The organism is Halomonas sp. WWR20, from assembly GCF_054602495.1.
The window spans coordinates 561524-582065 of sequence record NZ_JBTRHR010000002.1 but is presented as its reverse complement, the minus strand read 5'-3'; the positions used below and the strand labels follow the sequence as shown (position 1 = coordinate 582065).

Sequence of the window (20542 nt, the reverse complement as noted above, 5' to 3'; positions counted from 1 at the left end):
AGCGCGTATCCGCCAGCGAAGCATGTGCCGATGGCCGGCAGCTTGCGGCGAGATAGGGTTTGCTTGGCCCCAAACAAACAGGCCCCGCCGATTGGCGGGGCCTGTGTCGTATCGTTTCGCGAGCATGACGCTCACAAAATGCCTATCAGCAGCTGTAGTACATGTCGAACTCGATCGGATGCGTCGTCATGCGCAGGCGCTCGACGTCCTCACCCTTGAGCTCGATGTAGGCATCGATCATGTCGTCGGTGAACACACCGCCTTCGGTAAGGAAGGCACGATCCGCGTTCAACGCTTCCAGCGCCTGGTCCAGGCTGCTGGCGACCGTCGGAACCTTCTTGCCCTCTTCCGGAGGCAGGTCATACAGGTTCTTGTCCATCGCATCGCCGGGATGAATCTTGTTCTTGATACCGTCGATTCCCGCCATCAGCAGTGCCGCGAACGACAGGTACGGGTTAGCGGCCGGGTCGGGGAAACGCGTTTCGACACGCTTGCCCTTGGGGCTGGCCGTGTACGGGATGCGAATCGAGGCACTGCGGTTACGCGCGGAATAGGCCAGCATGACCGGCGCCTCGAAGCCCGGTACCAGACGCTTGTAGGAGTTGGTCGCCGGGTTGGTGAACGCGTTCAGGGCGCGTGCGTGCTTGATGACACCGCCGATGTAGTACAGCGCGGTCTCGGACAGCCCAGCGTACTCATCGCCAGCGAACATGTTCACGCCATCCTTCCAGAAGGACTGGTGAACGTGCATGCCGGAACCATTGTCGCCGACCAGCGGCTTGGGCATGAAAGTCGCCGTCTTGCCGTAGGCGTGCGCCACGTTGTGGATGACGTACTTCATCTCCTGAACTTCGTCGGCCTTCTTGACCAGCGTGTTGAACTTCACACCAATCTCGTTCTGGCCGGCGTTGGCGACTTCGTGGTGATGCACTTCCACGGACTGGCCGATCGCTTCCAGGGTGTTGCACATCGCGCTGCGGATGTCGTGGAAGGAATCCACCGGCGGTACCGGGAAGTAGCCGCCCTTGACGCGCGGGCGGTGGCCCAGATTGCCGCCTTCGAGACGCGTCGCGTCGGTGGACCAGGCGCCCTCTTCGGAGGTGATCTTGTACATCGCGCCCTGGATGTCGGCCTTCCAGTGCACTTCGTCGAAGATGAAGAATTCGGGTTCCGGACCGAAGAATGCGGTATCGCCCAGCCCAGTGGAGTTCAGGTAGGCTTCGGCACGCTTGGCGATGGAACGCGGATCGCGCTCATAGCCTTGCATAGTGGCCGGCTCGATGATGTCGCAACGCAGCACCAGCGTGGAATCTTCGGTGAACGGATCGAGGAAACCGGTACCATCTTCCGGCATCAGGATCATGTCGGACTCGTTGATGCCCTTCCAGCCTTCAATGGAGGAGCCATCGAACATCTGACCATTTTCGAAAAACTCGTCATCCACCGCGTGGGCCGGAATCGTGACGTGCTGCTCCTTGCCCTTGGTGTCGGTAAAGCGCAGATCTATCCACTTGACGTCGTGTTCTTCGATAAGGGCGAGGGTCTTCTCAGCCATGTTGTCCTCCACTATGAGCACATAAGCTCGGATGTTGACTAGCGTGTCCAGCGTCGTTTGTAGCATGCCCCGCAGCTTCTGCCCATGGGGAGCACGAAATTGACGATTATAATGCAGAAGCTATGCCAACTTATTGAGCATGGCTACCGACTCACCCCTAACCGAATGATAGAAAAGCTAAAAGTCCTCCGCTCCTCTCGTCCCACCCGGCACCAGCATAACGCTTCCCCGCATCATTTTAGTGCTGCGGGTATTGGAATGCACCATAACAAAGCACTAAAACGCCCTTATGCACCTTAATGATGCATCGCTCAACCCCTGTACTGAATTGCCGCTCGCTGACCGTCACGTTTAATCGGTTAAGCCTTGCCAAGGCTAGAAAAACCACACACCGGCACGATTGCCACGTTCTGTGTCACGCGCTTACGATTTCCTTTCATTACGCGACGTTACCGCTACCCAATATGGCTCACCATGTACAGTTTCGTGATCGACTCACGCCAGACCTCGGACCATCTCGAGCGTTGCCTTGCCGCGCTCGTAAGGACGTTGGCGTGTCACGTCGAACCCACCCAACTGCTGGTGCTCGCCCGGGACGTGCAAGAGCTGCGAACAATTGCCCTGCGTTATGGTGCGCAGATGGCGATTGGCTATCCCCTGACACAGGGCGCCAGGCGTCATCGCGGCGTTCGCCTGACGCAAGGCAAGATCGTGGTGTTTCTGGACGACAGCTTCATCGCCACCGAAAAATGGTGGCTGGCGGTACATCAGGCCTTCATCCAGCAGCGCGCCGATGCCGTGATCCTGACGCAGCATGCGCATCTGCGCCTGTCGGGACTCAGCCGACGCTGGAGGCGATTTTTATATACACGGGCTACACGCCCCGGCCAGGGGAATCCCGAAGGGAATCTCGCGATACGACGCGAGTGCTTCGAGCGTCTCGGGGGCCATGACATGAACCTCGACGACACAGCCGACACCGACTTCGCCCTGCGCCTGGTCCAGTGTCGCGTACGGCTGGTGTTGATATCGGCGCATGGGATGCGGAACTGATGAAGTGCGCATGACGCGTCTCGCCTATCACGCCGGGTGAGCTTTTCTGCGCCAACATCCTGGCCAAAACAAGACCACGCAGTATGCTTTTGGTATGCGCCCCGATACGCCTCGACAGGATGTCGCGACAGGGACCGGGCCGCATGGATCGAGGTGACACACGACGTGATAAGCGCCAAGGAGGGGGACATGCCGCATCTGTTCCAAGCACCGGATCTCGTTCAGCGTCTGCGCGGCCATTGGCGCAGAAGTCTTGCCGAACCCTTATGGGGGCGCAGCGCCATTCTGGTGCTGCATCGCATACTGCCCGACGAAGACAGCGCGCGCCTGCCGCATAACGCCCCTTATTGCTTGGGGCCTGACAGCTTTCGCCAGTTGATCAAGAGCCTCGCCGAACATACCCATATCACCAGCCTGCGCCAGGCTCGTCGGCTGCATCGCGACCCGGTGCCACGTATCGCGCTGACCTTCGACGGTGGCTGGCGCGACAGCGCCGAAGTTGCCACCCCCATTCTCGATCATCTGGCGCTACCCGCCAGTATTTTCCTGCCCCCCGGCCAGCTCGGTCAGCCGTGCGGTTTTTGGTGGGCAGTGATCGGCGACGCCCTATGGCAGCAGCGCAGCCCTGCACGCGTGCGTGATGTGCTGGGCGACGCCGGCCTGCCCACTCCGCCGATGCCCCCCGCCTTGCCAGACAAGGCTTACAGCCGAGTCCTGCTGAGCTATCTGGAGATGCTGCGTCAGTCCCCGCCCCGAGTCCTGCTCGACGTCACCGCCGAATTGCATGCCCGGCTCGACCTGGCGCATGCCCTGGACGCCTTCAGCATTCGGCGTCTCGAATCCGGAGGGCTGATCCGCTTCGGTGCTCACGGCGTGCTCGGACAGCCTCTTGAAGCCCTGGAGGATGCCGCCATTCGCCAGCAGATCCGCAATTCCCGGCGTGAACTCGCGGCCGTATGCCGCGACCCTCTGGCCACTTTCGCCTATGGCGACAGCATTGCGTCGCCGCGCGTGCAGCGCATAGCCCAGGAATGTGGCGTGCGCGAAGCCCTGAGTAGCGGCATCGGCTGGATATCGCCCCAGGATGCCCCGTTGGCCCTGCCACGCATTCCTATCTCGCAGCCTATCGCCAACAGCCCCGGACGCCTGTATGATTGGCTGATCGGCCATTTATAGAGTGCTGTTGCGCGTCCTGATATCAGAAATCTGCATCGCAATCGAGTCATTCAACCGCCTTTGACATTTATTTTTTTGTGCCTGCGCCGGTGGCGGTTTAGTCCCCCATGCTTCCGCCGCACCCCGCTATCCTCTTGATATCGTAGTAATCATTGAATTTAGCGAAACCCGCCTCCTCGTCGGAACCGGCGCCAGGCCTGGGTGTGATTTCGCCAATCCGCGCCGCCAGTGGTGGAAGCTGTCATGGCCCGCCCCTATAATGCGCCCCAATTTTCCTAGCAGGATCCCGTCGTGATCGAGAAACTTCGCAACATCGCCATCATCGCCCACGTTGACCACGGTAAAACCACCCTGGTCGACAAACTCCTGAGCCAGTCCGGCACGCTGGACCGCAAGGCCGAGGGGCAGGAGCGCATCATGGACTCCAATGACCAGGAAAAGGAGCGTGGCATCACCATCCTGGCCAAGAACACGGCGATTCGCTGGCAGGCTCCCGACACCGATCAGGTCTATCACATCAACATCGTCGACACCCCAGGGCACGCCGACTTCGGCGGCGAGGTCGAGCGCGTCATGTCGATGGTCGATTCGGTACTGCTGCTGGTCGATGCCGTCGACGGCCCGATGCCGCAGACTCGCTTCGTGACCCAGAAGGCTTTCGCCCAGGGCCTCAAGCCGATCGTCGTGGTCAACAAGATCGACCGTCCCGGCGCGCGTCCCGACTGGGTCGTCGATCAGATCTTCGACCTGTTCGATAACCTCGGCGCCACCGACGAGCAGCTCGATTTTCCGATCATCTACTGCTCGGCGCTCAACGGCATCGCCGGCATGGACCCGGATGACATGGCCGACAACATGGACCCCATGTTCCAGTCCATCGTCGACATCGTCGAGCCGCCCAACGTCGAACTCGACGGTCCGTTCCAGATGCAGATCTCCGCGCTGGACTACAACAGCTACGTCGGCGTCATCGGCCTGGGCCGCATCAAGCGCGGCAGCGTCAAACCCAACCAGCAGGTCACGATCATCGACGTCGACGGCACCACCCGCAAGGGTAAGATCGGCCAGGTCATGACCCATATGGGCCTTGAGCGTGTGCAGACCGACCAGGCCGACGCCGGGGATATCATCTGTATCACCGGGATCGACGACCTGGGCATCTCCGACACCATCTGCGACCCGGCCGCTCCCGAAGCGCTGCCACCGCTGTCGGTCGACGAGCCCACCGTGTCGATGACCTTCCAGGTCAACGACTCGCCGTTCGCCGGCAAGGACGGCAAATACGTCACCAGCCGCAACATCAAGGATCGCCTCGAACAGGAGCTGATCCACAACGTGGCACTGCGTGTCGAGCAGGGCGAATCGCCCGAGAAGTTCAAGGTCTCCGGGCGTGGCGAGCTGCACCTGTCGGTGCTGATCGAGACCATGCGCCGTGAAGGCTTCGAGCTGGCCGTGGGCCGCCCCGAGGTCATCATCAAGGAGATCGACGGCGTCAAGCAGGAGCCTTACGAAGAGGTCATCATCGACGTCGAGGAGCAGCACCAGGGCGCGGTGATGGAAGAGCTCGGTTACCGCAAGGGCGAGCTGACCAACATGAACCCCGACGGCAAAGGCCGTGTGCGTCTGGACTTCATCATCCCCGCACGCGGACTGATCGGCTTCCGCGGTCAGTTCCTGACGCTGACCTCGGGTACCGGCATCCTCACCAGCCGCTTCGACCATTACGGCCCGCTCAAGCCGGATGCCGCCATCGAACGGCGTAACGGCGTACTGGTATCGATGGTTCCCGGCAAGGCGCTGGCCTACGCGCTGTATGCCCTGCAAGAGCGCGGCAAGCTGATCATCGATCACGGCACCGAAGTCTACGAAGGCATGCTGATAGGCATCAACAATCGCGCCAACGACATGGTGGTCAACCCGACCAAGGGCAAGAAGCTCGACAACATGCGCGCCTCGGGCAACGATGAGAACATCGTTCTTACGCCCCCGGTACGCTTCAGCCTCGAGCAGGCAATCGAGTTCCTCGACGATGACGAACTGGTGGAAATCACTCCCAGCTTTATCCGTCTGCGCAAGAAGCACCTGACCGAGAACGAGCGTAAGCGCGCCAGCAAGAACTGAGGCCAAGCTGCTCGTAGCACTACAAAGCCCGCCATTGGCGGGCTTTTTCGCTGTGTACCGTCCTGTTTCCCGTCACTGCGCTTAACGTCAGTCGAGACTATATTGCCTATAAAGGACCATGCGCGTCATCCTTCGACTCTGTCTCGATAGCGGAAAAATTCCCACCTCAATCAGGATAACAACCATCCCGCCTCGGCGCTTTTCTGCGTCAAACTGATAACGCAAGGATCAAATAAATTACATAAAAAAACTCGAAGCCCCAGCCCCCTTACGTAAGGGCGGATCAGAACGGATAAGGAGAACAAGGGAATGTCTGCATACAGAATCATGCTGACCTTCGGCTCACGTGCCGAAGCCATCAAAACCGCACCGCTGATCTGCGCGCTGCGCCAGCATCCGCAGATCGAGGCGCGCGTGTTCGCCGTCGGCCAACAGCAGCAGATGCTCGACCATGCCTTGGACCCGTTCGATCTCGAGACGGAGCATCATCTGACACTGGCCCGTCAGCCCCAGTCGCTTAATCAGCACACCGCAACGCTGCTACCGCGCCTCGACGAGGTACTCTCCGATGAAGCCCCGGACATGGTCATGGTGCATGGCGACTCGGCCAATTGCCTGGTCACGACCCTTGCAGCCTTTCATCGTCAGATTCCGGTCGCTCATCTGGAAGCCGGAACGCGGTCCACGCTCCCACCCCTGTCACGTTCGGAAGAGGCCAACCGGCGCTTGGCGAGAAGCCTAGCCAGCGTACATTTCGCTCCCAACGCCGCAGCCCGCGATGCCCTGATCGACGAAGGTATCCAAGCAGAGCGGATCGTGCTCACCGGCAATATCCTCAGCGACGCCCTGCAGTGGGCACGTCAGCGTCTGCGTAACAATCACTGGCAACCGCCGGAAACTTCCGCTCTGGCCGCGCGCCGCCCGGTCGGTGGCCCGCTGCTGCTGGTCAATACGCCGCGCTGCAGTTTCGATGAAGGCACCCTGCGCCTCTGCCAGACCCTGGCCCACCTGGCGGACCGTCACCCTGAACTGCGTATCGCCTACCCCGTGCCGCTGAATTCCGACGTGCGCGGCCCGATATTCCAGCACCTTGCCGGCCGCGCCAACGTACAGCTACTCCCCCCGCTGGATTACGCGGAATTCGTCTACCTGCTGGATCGGGCCACGTTGATCCTCTCGGATAGCGATACCCTCCACGAGGAAACGCCATCGCTGGGCAAGCCACTGCTGGTGTTGCGCAACATCCCCGAGCCGCAGGTCATCCTCGACAACACGCCGCTACAGCAGATCGAAGACGACCGCGAACGAGCCATCGCCGAAGTGGAATATCTGCTCAGCGACCAGAGCGCTTACCAGCAGCTGGCCCAGGCCAACGATTTTCAGGGCGACGGCAAGGCCTACGAGCGCATCGTCCACTGCCTGGAGAACTGGACTCACCCGCAGCTCAAGCGGCAGACCGCCTGAGGCCCCACGCGGCTCGCGACGTGAATGTCACGAGCCGATAAGCGATGTGACCCAGCAGCACGCCGGTCAGCGTTTACGCCGGCAGCGTTATCAATCGGTTGCGTCTATGCTGTGAGGCAAACCCAAGGAAACAAACACGACAGGAGCCAGCATGCATCGCAATATCGAATGGGACACGCCCGGGCAGGCCAGCGTCAGCCAGTACTACTCTGACGACAAGAAACATCACAACGCGCCCTATCCGGGGCTGGTTCTTTCGGCCCGGCATCAGGGCAAGATCGCCCGAGTCAAGGTGGAAGCCTACAAGGAGGGAGTCAGCATCGGCGAAGTGGTCGCGCTGATCGACCCGCATAGCGGCGAACGCCTCAAGCAGCACGGCAAGCTTGAACTCGGCGACACCGTGCGTCTGCCGGATGACAAGCGCTCCTTCGAGCCGCAGGAACAGGACGACTGATTCAGATCGGCTCAGGGTTGGCCACGAAGTGTCCGCGGCAGCGCTGGAGATGCCGCAACGCACCGACCTGACCACTCATCTCGAGCGCGTCCCGGTAGACCGGGTCATGCCAGCCCTCGATCTCGATCGCGCCGCGATAGCCGTTCAGCCACAGCGCCTCGAGGATGCGCCGCCAGTCGCTGTCGCCCAGCCCGGGGAAGCGGTGGAAGGCGAACGTCTCGCGGCCATGAATGCCGTGGGTGCGGATCACGTCCCAGTTCACCTGGGCATCCTTGCCGTGCACGTGAAAGATCTTCGGCGTCCATTGCCGGAGCTGTGCGACCGGATCGATCAGATAGAACAGCTGGTGCGCCGGCTCCCATTCGAGCCCCAGGTTGTCGTCGGGCAGCTCGTTGAACATCAGCTCCCAGGCCGCCGGATTGTGGGCGATGTTCCAGTCGCCGCGCTGCCAGCTACCGTGCATCGGGCAGTTTTCGAAGGCGATTCGTACCCCCTTGTCCGCCGCACGACGCGCCATCTCGCCCCACACCTGGCGAAAAGACGGCAGGCTCGCCTCGATGGGTTGATCGCGCAGCCGTCCGGTGAAGGCCGAGACGATATCCGTCCCGAACAGATGCGCCTGATCGATCAACGCCTCCAGCCCGGTCAGACTCTGACGATCCAGGTCGCCGCTCTCGAGCGGATTGCCGTAGAGCCCCAACGCACTAATGCGCATTCCCGAAGTGCCGATCGCTTCGTGAAGCTCATCCGCCAAGCGCGGCAGATCGGCATCCCCCAGCGTACGGTAGAAGAATGGCTGAATACTCTCGAAACCATGCTCCGCGAGCCGTTGCACATAGCCCTTGAGGTCCGGCGTCTCGGCCTTGACCATCGTGCCGATGCGCAGATTCATCGCCGGCGTGTTCATATCGCCTCCTCACTATCCTCCCGACCCAAAGGGCAAGACGGATGGCGCCGGCCACTAGCGCAGCGCTTCGCCATGATCTGTCTGCGTTACCTGCGGGGGGCGCGGCTCGGCGCAGCCCGATAGCCAGGCACCCAGCATCACCAGCCCGAGAATCGGAAGGAGTGTCTTCATCGTGCGTGTTCCCCTGTCTCTCATACCGTGTCTCCACACCTCGCTCGGTTGATCCGCCACGCCTCGTGCAGGCCAGCCATTGGCCACTGAGACGTTTTCTCTTCAGGGTCGCCCAGGTTCGCCAACCTCGCCAATCCGCTTCTGGCAAGCGGAGCCGGTATCTGCGCCACGATCCGTACAATCGCCCCCGCGCGGCAGGCACAACGCCGTCTCTGGTCTAGTCTGTCAGGAGAAGCAGACGACAGGGGAAGAACCACATGCAACGCCATCATCGCACTACTGCGGCCTGGCTCCTGATGACCACGGCCGCGTGCTCCTCCGCCGCACTCGCCCAGACAGGCAGCTCCCAGCGAGACGTCATTGCCAACACCCTGACCGGCGGCGTCGGCACCTTCACGTCCGCCAGTTCCGGCCGGGCACACTTTCAAGGCTCGCTCGGCATCACCACCAGCGATTACTTCCGTGGCGCCTATGATAACGTGCGAGAGGAACTCGACCCGATCGCCTTCACCACCGGTCTGAGCACTACCCTCGAGCTGATGCGCGGCGGCCAGGGGCCGATCACCGACCTCAGCCTGAGCCTGGGCACCGCCAACAACTTCGCCAGCGACAACGAACGCCCCGCGCTCGACGAGGACGGCCACTGGTACGAGAGCAACTGGTACGCCGGCTTGGCCGGTCGCCTGGGCGCCGACTGGCTGGGCAGTCTCACCTATACGGCCTATACCGTGCCGACGGATGACAGCTCCGACGCCAGCCACGAAGCCGCCATCGCCGCGCAATACGCCGGCGACAACCTGGCCGGCAGCCTGAACCCGCAATTCAAGCTGGCCGCGCCCTTCGCCAACCACGACGCTCACGGCGTCTTCGCCTCCGCCGGCCTTTCGCCGCAAACCGAGCTCGGCGGCACCCGCCCGGTCACGCTCACCTTCCCCCTGGAAATCGGCATGGGCTTCGACGGCTACTACGGCGACGGCAGCGGCACGGCCGGCTACGCACATGTCGGCGTCTCGGCCAGCACCCCGCTGAACTTCGTCCCCTCCCGCTACGGCCACTGGAGTGTCGTCGGCCAGGTGGATGTCCTTGCGCGTGATCATGACCTGCGCGCTACCGAACCCGACTTCGCCAGAGACACCATCGTGCCCAGCGCGACCGTCTCGCTGACGATGACGTACTGAGGGGGAGACGACAGTAGGTTCATAATTGCCGCTTCTAAGCTGCCTGGGCGGCAGCTAACAAACTAATGAAGCCTGCGTGAGAGGGGTATCATCCTTGAGAACAAACTATGAACGGCACATTGAGCATCGCAGCGGTTCGCTAGCGCATTGCATTAAGCGCCCCATTGCTCCGGGAACAGCGTTATCACCGCTCCCGGCGCTCTGCTCAACCATGATGGCATAATGAGAAACCGTCCTCCTCCGGCTCGGTAATTTCGCCTTTGAGGTATTGTTCTGTCGTGAGCAGGAACAGGCGGCTGAACAGTTGATGAAGCGCCGCTTCGCGCTTCAGAGCCAGTAGGTGCGGATCTTCCTCCGCTAGCGCGGGATCGTGCCTGGGGTATTCCCAGGCCAGCCTCACCGAGCCGGAGGAAGCGTCGAAGATCTGCAGTGTCGGGTTGGTCCCTTTAAGTCCGGTATTGATGCGGTAAGACATGCTAGCCTCCTGGATGCGCCAAATATGATAAAAATTATCATTCGTATTAAAGACTCTAGAAGGCGATTTCCGGCATGTCAATATAAATGACAATCATTCTCAAATATCGATATCGCCTGTTTTGAAACGCCCCCGGCCGCAATTCGCGACCGGGGGCGTGGGAGGATCTCAATCAGCCCCGGGTTAACCGACTCAGGCCGGCGGCTGCTCGGGGCTGTCGGGCATGCTGATATGGCCCGGCTCCACCCGGTTGAGATGCAGGAAGTGCATATGACGTTCGTACTGGTCGAGAATGTCGCCGATCACCTGCTCACGGGTATACCCCATCAGATCATAGCCCTGGCTCCCCTCGAGCAGGTACACCTCGAGGCGATAATAACGCTCCGAAGCATGCGGCGTGTGCAGGGCAAACCCCGGCGTGGTGAAGCCCTGGCTCCAGATCTGGTAGGTGAAGTTCTGCTCGTTCTCGAAATCGACATTGAGCGACAGGTAATCATCACCGTTCTGGGTGCCCTGCTGGACCTCGACATTGACGCCCTCCTCCCGCAGCGAGTCGCGTACGGACTCCATCGCCGGCCTGCCGGTTTGCTCCAAAAACCGCCGCGCCGCCTTGCGATCGGGGAAGCTCATGGCACGCTTGAGACGCTGCTGCCAGTTGCGTAAATCGCCGCGCTCGCCGCTGGCGTTGGTGCGCCCCGAGAGCTGTCCCGACAGGCTGGCGCGACGGCTGTCCTCTTTAAAGGCCTCCAGCTTGAGCGCCTTGTAGAGCCCGGCGATCATGAAGAACAGCACGATCGAGAACGGCAACCCGGTGATGACCACCGCGCTCTGCAGCGTGGTCAGCCCGCCGGCCAGCAGCAGGGCCAGTGTCAGCACACCGATCACCGCCGACCACAGGATCCGCATCCAGATCGGGGCATCGCTGTTGACGTCCTTGAGAATCGAGGTGAAGTTCGACAGCACCAATGCGCCGGAATCCCCCGAGGTGACGAAGAACACCACCGCCAACAGGCTCACCGCTAGGGTGGTGAAGATCGGCGCGGGATACTGCTCGAGAAACAGATAGATGCCCGATGGCGGGTTGGCCATGATCTGTGTGCCGAAGTCGGTGGCCCCGTTCATGGCCATGTCGATGGCGCTGTTTCCCAATAATGACATCCACAGCATCATGAAGATGATCGGCAGCGTCAGAGTACCGAAGACAAAGGTGCGGATGGTGCGCCCACGCGAGATGCGGGCCAGAAACAGCCCCACGAACGGTCCCCAGGCGACCCACCAGGCCCAGAAGAATAGCGTCCAGGCATTGAGCCAGTCGGTCGGCGGGTCGAAAGCATAGGTATTGAACGACATGCTCACGAAACCGGAGAGATAATCGCCGATGTTCATGACCAGCGCGTTGAGCAGAAAGATGGTCTTGCCGGCAAACAGCACGAACAGCAGCAGCGCGACGGCCAGCAGGATGTTGAACTCGGACAGCCGGCGAATGCCGCGCTCGACCCCGGTCACCGCCGAGATGGTCGCGAACAGGACGATGGCCAGTACCAGGACGGCCTGCGTCCAGACACTCTCGGGAATTCCGAACATGTATTCCAGCCCGAAGTTGAGCTGGATGATGCCGATGCCCAGGCTGGCGGCGATGCCGAACACCGTGCCCAACACCGCTGCGGTGTCGACGACATGGCCGATCGGGCCGTAGATCTTGTTGCCGAAGATCGGGTACAGCGCACTGCTGATGGTCAGCGGCAGGTTGTAGCGATAGCTGAAGAAGGCCAGCGACATGCCCACCAGCGTATAGATGCCCCAGCCGGACAGACCCCAGTGCAGAAAGGTCAGTTGCATGGCGTGACGTGCCGCGGCGACGGGGTCGTCCGGCGCCTCGGGGGCGTTGTAGAACTGGGTCACCGGCTCGGCCAGCGCGAAGAAGATCACGCCGATGCCGATACCCGCGGAGAACAGCATCGCCGCCCACGAGAAGATGTTGAAATCGGGACGCGAATGCTCGGGGCCGAGACGGATCTTGCCAAAGCGCGACAGCCCCACGCCGATGACGAATACCAGATAGATCACCACGGTCAGAAAGTAGTACCAACCGAAGGTATGGGAAATCCAACCCAGGATAGCATTGATCACGCTATTGGCCTGCTCGGTGGCCAGCATCGTCCACAGCGAAAAGGCGACGATGCCAACCACCGAACTGTAGAAAACCGCTGGATTGAGACGGTCCTGCGTTGAGGTGTCGTTATTGTCCTGGGGGCTCATATCGGTCCCTGAGTGTTCGGATGAAGGATCAGGCGCTGCGCAACCCACTCGCGCATCATCGCGCCAGCCGGTAAAGACAGCAGGGTGGGGGTAAGCTTATCCGTGGCGCGCCACTCTTGGCTATTAGCGTAGAGGGAATCGCGGGGATTGCATGAGGCCTGCCTGGCAAGCACGACAATATCCAGAGGGACGTTTCCCCGCTCCCGCCCTGCGGCTATCATGTCCGGCCACCGAGTGGGGCTCGCTTTTCACGAAGCGGTAGCCTCCATCTGTTTTGTTATGTTATAACCTTTTCAACCGCAACGTGAGGATCGCTACGCATGGCACACCGTCATCGCCCCGACGGGCCTTGTCATTTTTCACTGATGTCGCTCGGTGCCGGGCGGCGTGTGCTGTTGTCTCTGGCACCCCTGGCCGTACTGTGGCTGGCGGTGGCCTGGGCGGTGGGAGCCTGGCAATGACAGCCCGGCTGACACTCGAGCAACTGACCCTGGCCCAGGGCCGGCGCACAGTGCTTGAGGATATCAACGGCGCCTTCCAGGATGGCGCGATCACTGCACTGATCGGTGCCAACGGCGCAGGCAAAAGCACCTTGATCCAGGCCATCATGGGCCTGCTCACCCCACTGCGTGGCAAGGTGCATTGCAGCGTACCCAAGGAGCGCCGCGCCTGGCTGCCCCAGCAACTGGCACTGGATCTGACCTTTCCCATGAGCGTCGAGGAGTTGATCCTCACCGGCTGCTGGCCCACGCATGGCGCCTTCCGCCGCTACGGCGCGCCGCAATACCGCCGCGTCCAGTCGGTGATGACTCGCTTGGGATTATCCGGGCTGGCTCACCGTCCACTCGGCGAGCTGTCGGGGGGTCAGCGTCAGCGGGCCCTGCTCGGCCGTACGCTAATGCAGGAAGCGGAGCTGCTGCTGCTCGACGAGCCGTTCGCCAATGTCGACGCGCACACCGTGGGTATCCTCGGCGATACGCTGCGCGACATGGCCGACCAGGGCGCGACGATCATCGTGGTACTGCACGATGTCGAACAGGTCGCCAGGCTCGCCGATTGCGTGCTGGTGCTGGCCTCGGGGCACGCGCAGTGGACCACGCCGGACGCCATCGAGACGCGTCACCACGCCCCGGCACGCCCGCACCTGCATGCGCCTTTCCTTCCGCTGCAACTTCGCGATGTCCCGCCATGTTCGAGCTATTGAGTTTCCCCTTCACCGAGTTACTGATCACGCCGCTGACCGACTTCGGCTTCATGCGGCGCGCACTGATCGCCGGCCTGGCGCTGTCGCTGGCGGCTCCGCCGCTGGGCGTATTCCTGATGCTGCGCGGCATGAGTCTGGTCGGCGACGCGATGGCACACGCCATTCTCCCCGGCGTGGCGCTGGGCTTCGTACTGGCCGGTTTTTCGCTACCGGCGATGAGCCTGGGTGGGTTGGTCGCGGGGCTGCTGGTGGCAGGACTCGCGGGCAGCGTGTCACGCATGACCGGCCATCGCGAGGATTCGGCGATGGCCAGCTTCTATCTGATCTCGCTGGCCGCCGGGGTCATGCTGGTGTCGCTGCGCGGCAGTAGCGTGGACCTCACTCACGTCCTGTTCGGCTCGATCCTCGCCGTGGATACCACCGCGCTGGTGCTGATTGCCGCGGTTTCCAGCGCCACACTGATCGCGATGGCGGCGATCTTCCGCGTACTGGTGGTGGAGTGTCTCGATCCGCTGTTTCTGCGCGGTCAGGGCATCCGTGGCGGCGTGGTGCATGGCGTGTTTCTGGGACTGATGGTGCTCAACCTCACCGCCGGTTTTCAGACGCTGGGCACGCTGATGGCCGTAGGGCTGATGATGCTGCCCGCCACGGCGGCACGCTTCTGGTCGACACGCCTGGAGGGGCTCATCGCCATCGCCATCGCTATCGCCATGGCCTCGAGTACCGGCGGGCTACTGCTGTCGTATCACCTGGGGCTGCCTTCGGGACCCAGCATTATCCTGCTGGCGGGCATCGCCTACCTGTTCTCGGCCCTGGTCGGTCGGCAACAGAGCCTGCTGGCGCAGTTGCGCCGCCGCGCCGCGCCGCGCGAAGCGCAGGAACCCGTCTGAGGTCTCTTTTCGCTTTTCCCAATCACCCTTCACTCTTCAATAGGAACATTTCCATGCGCAAGACACTCGCTCTTCTGGTGCTCGGCAGCGGACTCGGCGGCATGCCCGCCGCTCAGGCCGCCGATCCGCTCGACGTGGTCGCCAGCTTCAGCATCCTCGGCGACATGGTGGAACAGGTCGGCGGCGAGCATGTCACGGTCAATACTCTGGTCGGTGCCGAGGGCGATGCGCATGTCTACTCGCCGAGCCCCAGCGATGCCCAGGCCCTGGCCAAGGCCGACCTGGTGGTCATCAACGGTCTACAGTTCGAGGGTTGGATGGAGCGGCTGATCGACGCCAGCGGCTATACCGGCCCTCGCGTGGTCGCCAGTCAAGGTGTCGAGCCTCTCGCCTTCGAGGAAGGGGAAGACGAGCATCATGAACATGAACATGAACATGACGATCATGAGTCCCATGAGCATCACGCTCATGATATGCATGACCATGGCGGCACCGACCCACACGCCTGGCAGGACCTCCAGCGTGGCGAGCAATACGTACGCAACATCCGCGACGGGCTGATCGATGCCGACCCTGCGCACGCCGACGCCTATCGCGCCAACGCCGCGGAGTACCTGGAAGAGATCCACGCGCTGGACGCCGAGATCCGCGAGCGGCTCAGCGCCATTCCGCCCCAACGGCGGACCATCATCACCGGCCATGACGCCTTCGGCTATTTCAGCAACGCCTACAACCTGGAGTTTCTTGCCCCGGTGGGGATCTCCACCGAGGCCGAGCCCAGTGCCGCCGACATGGCCCAGCTGATCCGCCAGATCCGCGAGCGCGACGTGCGTGCCCTGTTTCTGGAGAGCATGGGCAACCCCGGCATGATCGAGCAACTGCGCGAGGAAACCGGGGTCGCGATCGGCGGCACGCTGTATGCCGACACCCTGGCCAAGCAGGGCGAAGCCAGCACCTACCTAGGCATGTTCCGGCATAACGTGGCCGTGCTGAGCGAGGCCCTGTTGGCGGAGTGACACCTGATCCCTGGCGGCGTGACCAAGCGCGGCGTACGCCGCCTGCCAATACGCCGCCAAGACAAAAGCATCAGTACGACGCTGCCCACGGGCGGCGTCTTTTTGTTTAGGCTGTGGTGAGTGTCTTTTACCGGAGCTAGCACGCGATGCTGCAGCTTGAACAGGTCAGCAAAACCTATCCCACCCCGCAGGGGCCGTTGCGCGTCCTCGACGGCGTCGACCTGCAACTGAACGCGGGCGAGAGCCTGGCCCTGATGGGCGAGTCGGGCAGCGGTAAGTCGACGCTGCTGCATCTGGCCGCCGGGCTCGACGTGCCCGACAGCGGCACCCTGCGCTTTGCCGGCTACACGCTATCGGCGCTGCCCGAAGCGCGCCGGGCCCAGCTGCGTCGCGAGCGCCTGGGCATGATCTTTCAACAGTTTCATCTGGTGCCGAGCCTGACCGTGGCCGCCAATCTGACGCTGCAGGCGCGCTTGGCCGGTCGCGAGGACCCGACATGGACCACGTACCTACTCACCCGTCTGGGCCTTGAAGGCCGTGAGCGCCGCTATCCCGAGCAACTCTCCGGCGGTCAGCAGCAGCGCCTGGCGATCGGCCGGGCCTTGGCGGCGCGCCCGCAGTTGCTGCTCGCCGACGAGCCCACCGGCAATCTCGACGAAACCACCGCCAGCGAGGTTCTCGCGCTGCTCCTCGAGCTGGTGCGCGAAAGCGGCTGCGCACTGCTGATGGTCACCCATAGCCCACGAGTCGCCGCCCCACTCGACCGCTGCCTGATTCTGCGCCATGCACGGCTGACCCACACCACGCGGCGGGAGCCGGCAACATGACGGCCATGTGGCGTACCGCATTGGTTACCCTGCTCTCGCATTACCGCCGCCATCCCGGCCAGCTGGCGATGCTGTTGCTGGGGTTATGGGTGGCCAGCGCGCTATGGAGCGGCGTGCAGGCGATCAACGCCTCGGCACGCGACAGCTATGCCCGCGCAGAGGCCCTACTGACCGCACAGCTGGATCGTATCGAGCGCCGCGACGGTACGCCGCTGACCCTTACGGATTACGTCGCGCTGCGCCGCGCCGGTCAGCCGGTCTCGCCACTGGTCGAGGGCCGGCTGTCGTTCGACGACAACCATAGCGTGACGCTGCTGGGTATCGAGCCGTTGAGCCTGCCCACGGGCACGCCGCTGGACGGCGTTGGCCATGAGACCGATGCCGCCCGCCTCAGCGAATTCCTGTTACCGCCCTACCGCACCCGCCTGGCGCCGGATACCCTGGCGCGTCTGGGATTCGAAGATACGTCAGACGTCGAGGATCAGCGGCTCGTACTGCCCGACGGTCGGCGCCTGCCGCCACTGCAACTGGACCCCAGCCTGCCACCGGGAACCCTGGTCACCGATATCGCCGCCGCTCAGCCGCTTCTCGACATGGACACGCATATCAGCCGTCTGGTCGCGTCCCCCGAAGCTAGACTGACGCTTCCCGCCGAGCTGCAGCGCCTTTCCAGTCAACGCCTGGCTTCGCCGGGCCAACTGACCGACAGCTTCCACCTCAATCTCACCGCCATGGGTCTGCTCGCGCTTGTGGTGGGCCTGTTTATCGTGCATGCCGCGCTGGGCCTCGCCCTGGAGCAACGCCTGGGGCTGCTGCGGACCCTGCGCGCGTTGGGCGTCTCGGGTCGGGCACTGGTGGGGCTGCTGATGCTGGAAATGCTGATGCTGGGGCTGGTCGGGGCGGGGCTTGGTATTCTCAGCGGTGTCAGCCTGGCCCGACTGCTGCTGCCCGATGTCGCCGCCAGCCTGGAGGCGCTGTACGCCGCCGAGGTCGGCACCCGGCTCGCCCTGCCCGGCTATTACTGGCTGGGCGGCCTCATGATCACCGTGGGTGGCCTGTTCAGCGCCGGCGCCGGGCTGTTGTGGCGCGCTGCGCGTCTTAATCCGCTGGCACTGGGCCACGCCCAGACTTGGCGCGCGGGCTATCGCCGCCAGTTGGGCCGCATGCAGCTCGCGGGGACGCTATTACTGAGTGTGGCCGCCGGACTGTGGCTGATACTGCGCATCTTTCCAGCCACCGCCCCCGGACGGGAGCTGAACCTGGGTTTCGCCCTGGTCGCCGCGTTACTGTTGGGCACGGCGCTGTGGCTGCCCCCGTTGCTGGCTGCCACGTACGGGTTGGCCACCCGCCTGCTGGGCCGCTCTCCGCTGGGTCATTGGGCCGCGGCCGACCTGCAGTTGCAGTTGCCGCGTCTGGCACTGGCGATGATGGCGCTGCTGCTGGCGCTCTCTGCCAACCTGGGCGTGGGCAGCATGGTCGGCGGCTTTCGTCTGACCTTTCTCGACTGGCTCGATCAACGCCTGCTAGCCGATCTTTATGTGCATCCTGACGGCGTCGAGTACGAGGCGGTGCAAGCCTGGCTGCGCGGACAGCCCGAGGTCGACGTGCTGCTGCCGCGGCGTCAAGCCGACACCACGCGTCTCGATGCCCACGGCAACGAAATGCCGGTGGCCGTCAACGGCATCGCGGCTCCGGCCCTGCTGCGCGAACGCTGGCCACTGCTCGCCACTCTCGCCCCCCCCGAGACTGAAGAGAGGCGCGACGCCGCCTGGGACGCGTTCGAGCGGAACGCCGCCTTGATCAACGAGCAGCTCGCCCACCGTACCGGACTGGCGCCCGGCGACCGCCTGACACTGCGCACCCCGGACGGCCTGTGCCAATGGCCGATCGCCGCCATCTATCCCGACTACGGCAACCCCGGCGACGAGGTCACGCTGCCGGTTGCCACGCTCAGCGATGTCTTTCGGGCGCCACCGGGCACGCTGGGCATCGTGCTCTCCGCCCCCGAGACCGATGCGACGCGCCTACGACAGGCGCTTGCGGCACGCTTCGGGCTGGGCGACGAGGCGTTGAGCGACCCGCGCGAGATCAAGCGTCTGTCGGTCGATATCTTCGAGCGTACCTTCGCCGTGACCCGCGCCCTCAATGCCCTGACCCTGGGAGTAGCGGCCCTGGCACTGGCCACCACGTTGCTGGCCCAGGCCAGTCCCCGCCGTGCCCAGCTGGCGCCGTTGTGGGCGCTAGGCGTCTCCCGCGCCTCGCTGGTGCTGGCGGGATTGGGCCAACTGAGCGCCACCGCATTGGTCACCGGATTGCTCGCCGTACCGTTGGGGCTGGCCCTGGCCTGGTGTCTGGTCGCGGTCATCAATGTCGCGGCGTTCGGCTGGCGATTGCCGCTGCATGTCTTTCCCGGGCAGATTGCGGTGACCCTGATCATGGCGGTCACCGTGACCGCACTTGCCGCGCTGCTGCCTCTATGGCGGCTATGGCGCACTCCGCCGCGCCGCCTGCTCGAGGAGTTCGCCAGCGCATGAAGACCTTCCTGTACAGCACGCGTCACATCGGTTTCATTCTGGGCGGGCTTCTGGCCGCTGTCCTACTGATAGCGGCGCTGGCGTGGTTAATACGTTCCTCGACCGAGCCGCCTGCCGCCCAGAGTTTCGCCGGCCTGGGGTCGCAGGCAGCCGGCTATGCTCAGGCACGCCCCGGCAACACGCTAGACTTCCCCCAGGATCACGGTCCACACCCCGACTATCGCATCGAGTGGTGGTATCTCACCGCCAACTTGCATGCCGAGGATGGCACACCCTATGGCGTCCAGTGGACGCTGTTTCGCCAGGCCATCGCCCCGCCCGGTGCGGAACTCGGCGCCTCCGATGATCCCCATGACCGGGAGGCGGCGGCTTCGCCGTGGGCCAGCCGACAACTGTGGATGGCCCACGCCGCCCTCTCGACACCGGACGACCACTATGTGGCCGAACGCTTCGCACGCGGCGGTATCCGACAAGCCGGCGTCGAGGCCGAACCGTTCAGCGCCTGGCTGGATGACTGGCGGCTGGCGTGTGTCGCCGATACTGGCGGCTTCGACCGGCTGATGGTGCATGCCCGAGACGAGGCGTTTACCTACCGCCTGGCCCTCGATGCCGAGGGGCCGCTGGTACTGCACGGCAAGGACGGTTTCAGTCAGAAATCCGCCGACGGCCAGGGTTCGATGTACTACAGCCAGCCGTTCTATCGGGTCAGCGGCGAGGTCCAGGTCGACGGTGAGCCGGTCGCGGTTACCGGCCGCGCCTGGCTGGATCGGGAGTGGAGCAGTCAATTATTGGGAGCGCAGCAGCGCGGCTGGGACTGGTTCTCGCTGCACCTCGACAGCGGCGCCAAACTGATGGCGTTTCGTTTGCGTGGCGCTGGGGATGAGGAGAATGCCGCGTACATTTCGGGTAGCTGGATTACGCCACAGGGTCGGGTCACACCGTTGCAAGCCGAGGACCTGCAGCTGCAACCGCTGCGGTACAGTCAGGTGGCCGGCCGCCAAGTCCCGACCCAATGGCGGTTGCACCTACCCGCTCGGCAACTCGACGTGACGGTACGGGCACGCCAACCGCAGCGCTGGATGCAGACCACCTTTCCTTATTGGGAGGGCAACGTTGTGGTGACTGGCAGTCACGTCGGAGAGGGCTATCTGGAAATGACCGGATATTAACGGGCAACTTAAGCCAGAATAACATCATGTAACAAAAAGCCTTCGCTTGATTAACCCGCGTTAGTTCGCGGCGCATTTTATCTTGCGAT

At 63.1% G+C, this 20542-nt stretch carries 16 protein-coding genes and 1 pseudogene; 13 read left to right on the top strand and 4 right to left on the bottom strand.

Annotation, left to right across the window (positions count from 1 at the left end; translation table 11 throughout):
* Positions 1 to 145: 145 nt before the first annotated feature.
* Positions 146 to 1555: a glutamate--ammonia ligase gene (gene glnA, locus ACW4DH_RS06060; protein WP_459635458.1), complete on the bottom strand. Its 1410-nt coding sequence runs from the start codon at positions 1553 to 1555 to the stop codon at positions 146 to 148.
* Between the two features lie 486 nt (positions 1556 to 2041).
* On the opposite strand from glnA, the gene ACW4DH_RS06055 reads away from it, so the two are divergent.
* From ACW4DH_RS06055 to ACW4DH_RS06035, 5 genes are all read left to right on the top strand, one after another.
* Positions 2042 to 2608: a glycosyltransferase family protein gene (locus ACW4DH_RS06055; protein WP_459635457.1), complete on the top strand. Its 567-nt coding sequence runs from the start codon at positions 2042 to 2044 to the stop codon at positions 2606 to 2608.
* Positions 2609 to 2797: 189 nt separating this feature from the next.
* Complete coding sequence (locus ACW4DH_RS06050) at positions 2798 to 3784, top strand: polysaccharide deacetylase family protein (RefSeq protein ID WP_459635456.1); 987 nt, start codon at positions 2798 to 2800, stop codon at positions 3782 to 3784.
* Positions 3785 to 4075: 291 nt separating this feature from the next.
* On the top strand, positions 4076 to 5905 hold the full coding sequence (gene typA / locus ACW4DH_RS06045) for a translational GTPase TypA (protein ID WP_459635455.1): 1830 nt from the start codon (positions 4076 to 4078) through the stop codon (positions 5903 to 5905).
* Between the two features lie 309 nt (positions 5906 to 6214).
* Complete coding sequence (wecB, locus tag ACW4DH_RS06040) at positions 6215 to 7369, top strand: non-hydrolyzing UDP-N-acetylglucosamine 2-epimerase (protein WP_459635454.1); 1155 nt, start codon at positions 6215 to 6217, stop codon at positions 7367 to 7369.
* Between the two features lie 151 nt (positions 7370 to 7520).
* Positions 7521 to 7823, top strand: coding sequence for a hypothetical protein (locus tag ACW4DH_RS06035; RefSeq protein ID WP_459635453.1), 303 nt, complete (start codon positions 7521 to 7523; stop codon positions 7821 to 7823).
* A 1-nt stretch (position 7824) separates the two neighbouring features.
* Here ACW4DH_RS06035 and ACW4DH_RS06030 read toward each other — a convergent pair whose 3' ends face one another.
* Positions 7825 to 8730, bottom strand: coding sequence for a sugar phosphate isomerase/epimerase family protein (locus ACW4DH_RS06030; RefSeq protein WP_459635452.1), 906 nt, complete (start codon positions 8728 to 8730; stop codon positions 7825 to 7827).
* 428 nt (positions 8731 to 9158) lie between these two features.
* Here ACW4DH_RS06030 and ACW4DH_RS06025 point away from each other — a divergent pair, with 428 nt between their 5' ends.
* Positions 9159 to 10079: a hypothetical protein gene (locus ACW4DH_RS06025; RefSeq protein WP_459635451.1), complete on the top strand. Its 921-nt coding sequence runs from the start codon at positions 9159 to 9161 to the stop codon at positions 10077 to 10079.
* Positions 10080 to 10284: 205 nt separating this feature from the next.
* Here the strand turns inward: ACW4DH_RS06025 and ACW4DH_RS06020 are convergent, their stop codons facing one another.
* Together ACW4DH_RS06020 and betT are read right to left on the bottom strand one after the other, a co-directional pair.
* Positions 10285 to 10554, bottom strand: coding sequence for a hypothetical protein (locus ACW4DH_RS06020; RefSeq protein ID WP_459635450.1), 270 nt, complete (start codon positions 10552 to 10554; stop codon positions 10285 to 10287).
* Between the two features lie 192 nt (positions 10555 to 10746).
* The gene (gene betT / locus ACW4DH_RS06015) at positions 10747 to 12813 is read right to left on the bottom strand and encodes a choline BCCT transporter BetT (RefSeq protein WP_459635449.1); all 2067 of its coding nucleotides are present in this window, start codon (positions 12811 to 12813) and stop codon (positions 10747 to 10749) included.
* A 320-nt stretch (positions 12814 to 13133) separates the two neighbouring features.
* On the opposite strand from betT, the gene ACW4DH_RS06010 reads away from it, so the two are divergent.
* The 7 genes and pseudogenes from ACW4DH_RS06010 (at position 13134) to ACW4DH_RS05980 (ending at position 20453) form a co-directional block, all read left to right on the top strand.
* On the top strand, positions 13134 to 13274 hold the full coding sequence (locus ACW4DH_RS06010) for a hypothetical protein (protein WP_459635448.1): 141 nt from the start codon (positions 13134 to 13136) through the stop codon (positions 13272 to 13274).
* Positions 13271 to 14017, top strand: coding sequence for a metal ABC transporter ATP-binding protein (locus tag ACW4DH_RS06005; protein ID WP_459635447.1), 747 nt, complete (start codon positions 13271 to 13273; stop codon positions 14015 to 14017). Before ACW4DH_RS06010 ends, ACW4DH_RS06005 begins: the two co-directional genes overlap by 4 nt.
* Complete coding sequence (locus ACW4DH_RS06000; RefSeq protein WP_459635446.1) at positions 14002 to 14907, top strand: metal ABC transporter permease; 906 nt, start codon at positions 14002 to 14004, stop codon at positions 14905 to 14907. The genes ACW4DH_RS06005 and ACW4DH_RS06000 overlap by 16 nt, the downstream gene beginning before the upstream one ends.
* 53 nt (positions 14908 to 14960) lie before the next feature.
* On the top strand, positions 14961 to 15923 hold the full coding sequence (locus tag ACW4DH_RS05995; protein ID WP_459635445.1) for a metal ABC transporter substrate-binding protein: 963 nt from the start codon (positions 14961 to 14963) through the stop codon (positions 15921 to 15923).
* Between the two features lie 146 nt (positions 15924 to 16069).
* Positions 16070 to 16579: pseudogene (locus tag ACW4DH_RS05990) on the top strand (ABC transporter ATP-binding protein); the annotation flags it as partial.
* A 167-nt stretch (positions 16580 to 16746) separates the two neighbouring features.
* Complete coding sequence (locus tag ACW4DH_RS05985; RefSeq protein WP_459635444.1) at positions 16747 to 19284, top strand: ABC transporter permease; 2538 nt, start codon at positions 16747 to 16749, stop codon at positions 19282 to 19284.
* On the top strand, positions 19281 to 20453 hold the full coding sequence (locus ACW4DH_RS05980) for a lipocalin-like domain-containing protein (protein WP_459635443.1): 1173 nt from the start codon (positions 19281 to 19283) through the stop codon (positions 20451 to 20453). The genes ACW4DH_RS05985 and ACW4DH_RS05980 overlap by 4 nt, the downstream gene beginning before the upstream one ends.
* Positions 20454 to 20542: the final 89 nt, after the last annotated feature.

Excerpts from the sequence above, each read along its gene's own strand:
- ACW4DH_RS06020 (WP_459635450.1), bottom strand. The coding sequence starts at position 10,554 with ATGTCTTACCGCATCAATACCGGACTTAAAGGGACCAACCCGACACTG.
- ACW4DH_RS06010 (WP_459635448.1), top strand. The coding sequence starts at position 13,134 with ATGGCACACCGTCATCGCCCCGACGGGCCTTGTCATTTTTCACTGATG.
- ACW4DH_RS06005 (WP_459635447.1), top strand. The coding sequence starts at position 13,271 with ATGACAGCCCGGCTGACACTCGAGCAACTGACCCTGGCCCAGGGCCGG.
- ACW4DH_RS05985 (WP_459635444.1), top strand. The coding sequence starts at position 16,747 with ATGACGGCCATGTGGCGTACCGCATTGGTTACCCTGCTCTCGCATTAC.
- ACW4DH_RS06025 (WP_459635451.1), top strand. The coding sequence starts at position 9,159 with ATGCAACGCCATCATCGCACTACTGCGGCCTGGCTCCTGATGACCACG.
- betT (WP_459635449.1), bottom strand. The coding sequence starts at position 12,813 with ATGAGCCCCCAGGACAATAACGACACCTCAACGCAGGACCGTCTCAAT.
- ACW4DH_RS06035 (WP_459635453.1), top strand. The coding sequence starts at position 7,521 with ATGCATCGCAATATCGAATGGGACACGCCCGGGCAGGCCAGCGTCAGC.
- ACW4DH_RS06030 (WP_459635452.1), bottom strand. The coding sequence starts at position 8,730 with ATGAACACGCCGGCGATGAATCTGCGCATCGGCACGATGGTCAAGGCC.
- ACW4DH_RS05995 (WP_459635445.1), top strand. The coding sequence starts at position 14,961 with ATGCGCAAGACACTCGCTCTTCTGGTGCTCGGCAGCGGACTCGGCGGC.
- wecB (WP_459635454.1), top strand. The coding sequence starts at position 6,215 with ATGTCTGCATACAGAATCATGCTGACCTTCGGCTCACGTGCCGAAGCC.
- ACW4DH_RS05980 (WP_459635443.1), top strand. The coding sequence starts at position 19,281 with ATGAAGACCTTCCTGTACAGCACGCGTCACATCGGTTTCATTCTGGGC.
- ACW4DH_RS06050 (WP_459635456.1), top strand. The coding sequence starts at position 2,798 with ATGCCGCATCTGTTCCAAGCACCGGATCTCGTTCAGCGTCTGCGCGGC.
- glnA (WP_459635458.1), bottom strand. The coding sequence starts at position 1,555 with ATGGCTGAGAAGACCCTCGCCCTTATCGAAGAACACGACGTCAAGTGG.
- ACW4DH_RS06000 (WP_459635446.1), top strand. The coding sequence starts at position 14,002 with ATGTTCGAGCTATTGAGTTTCCCCTTCACCGAGTTACTGATCACGCCG.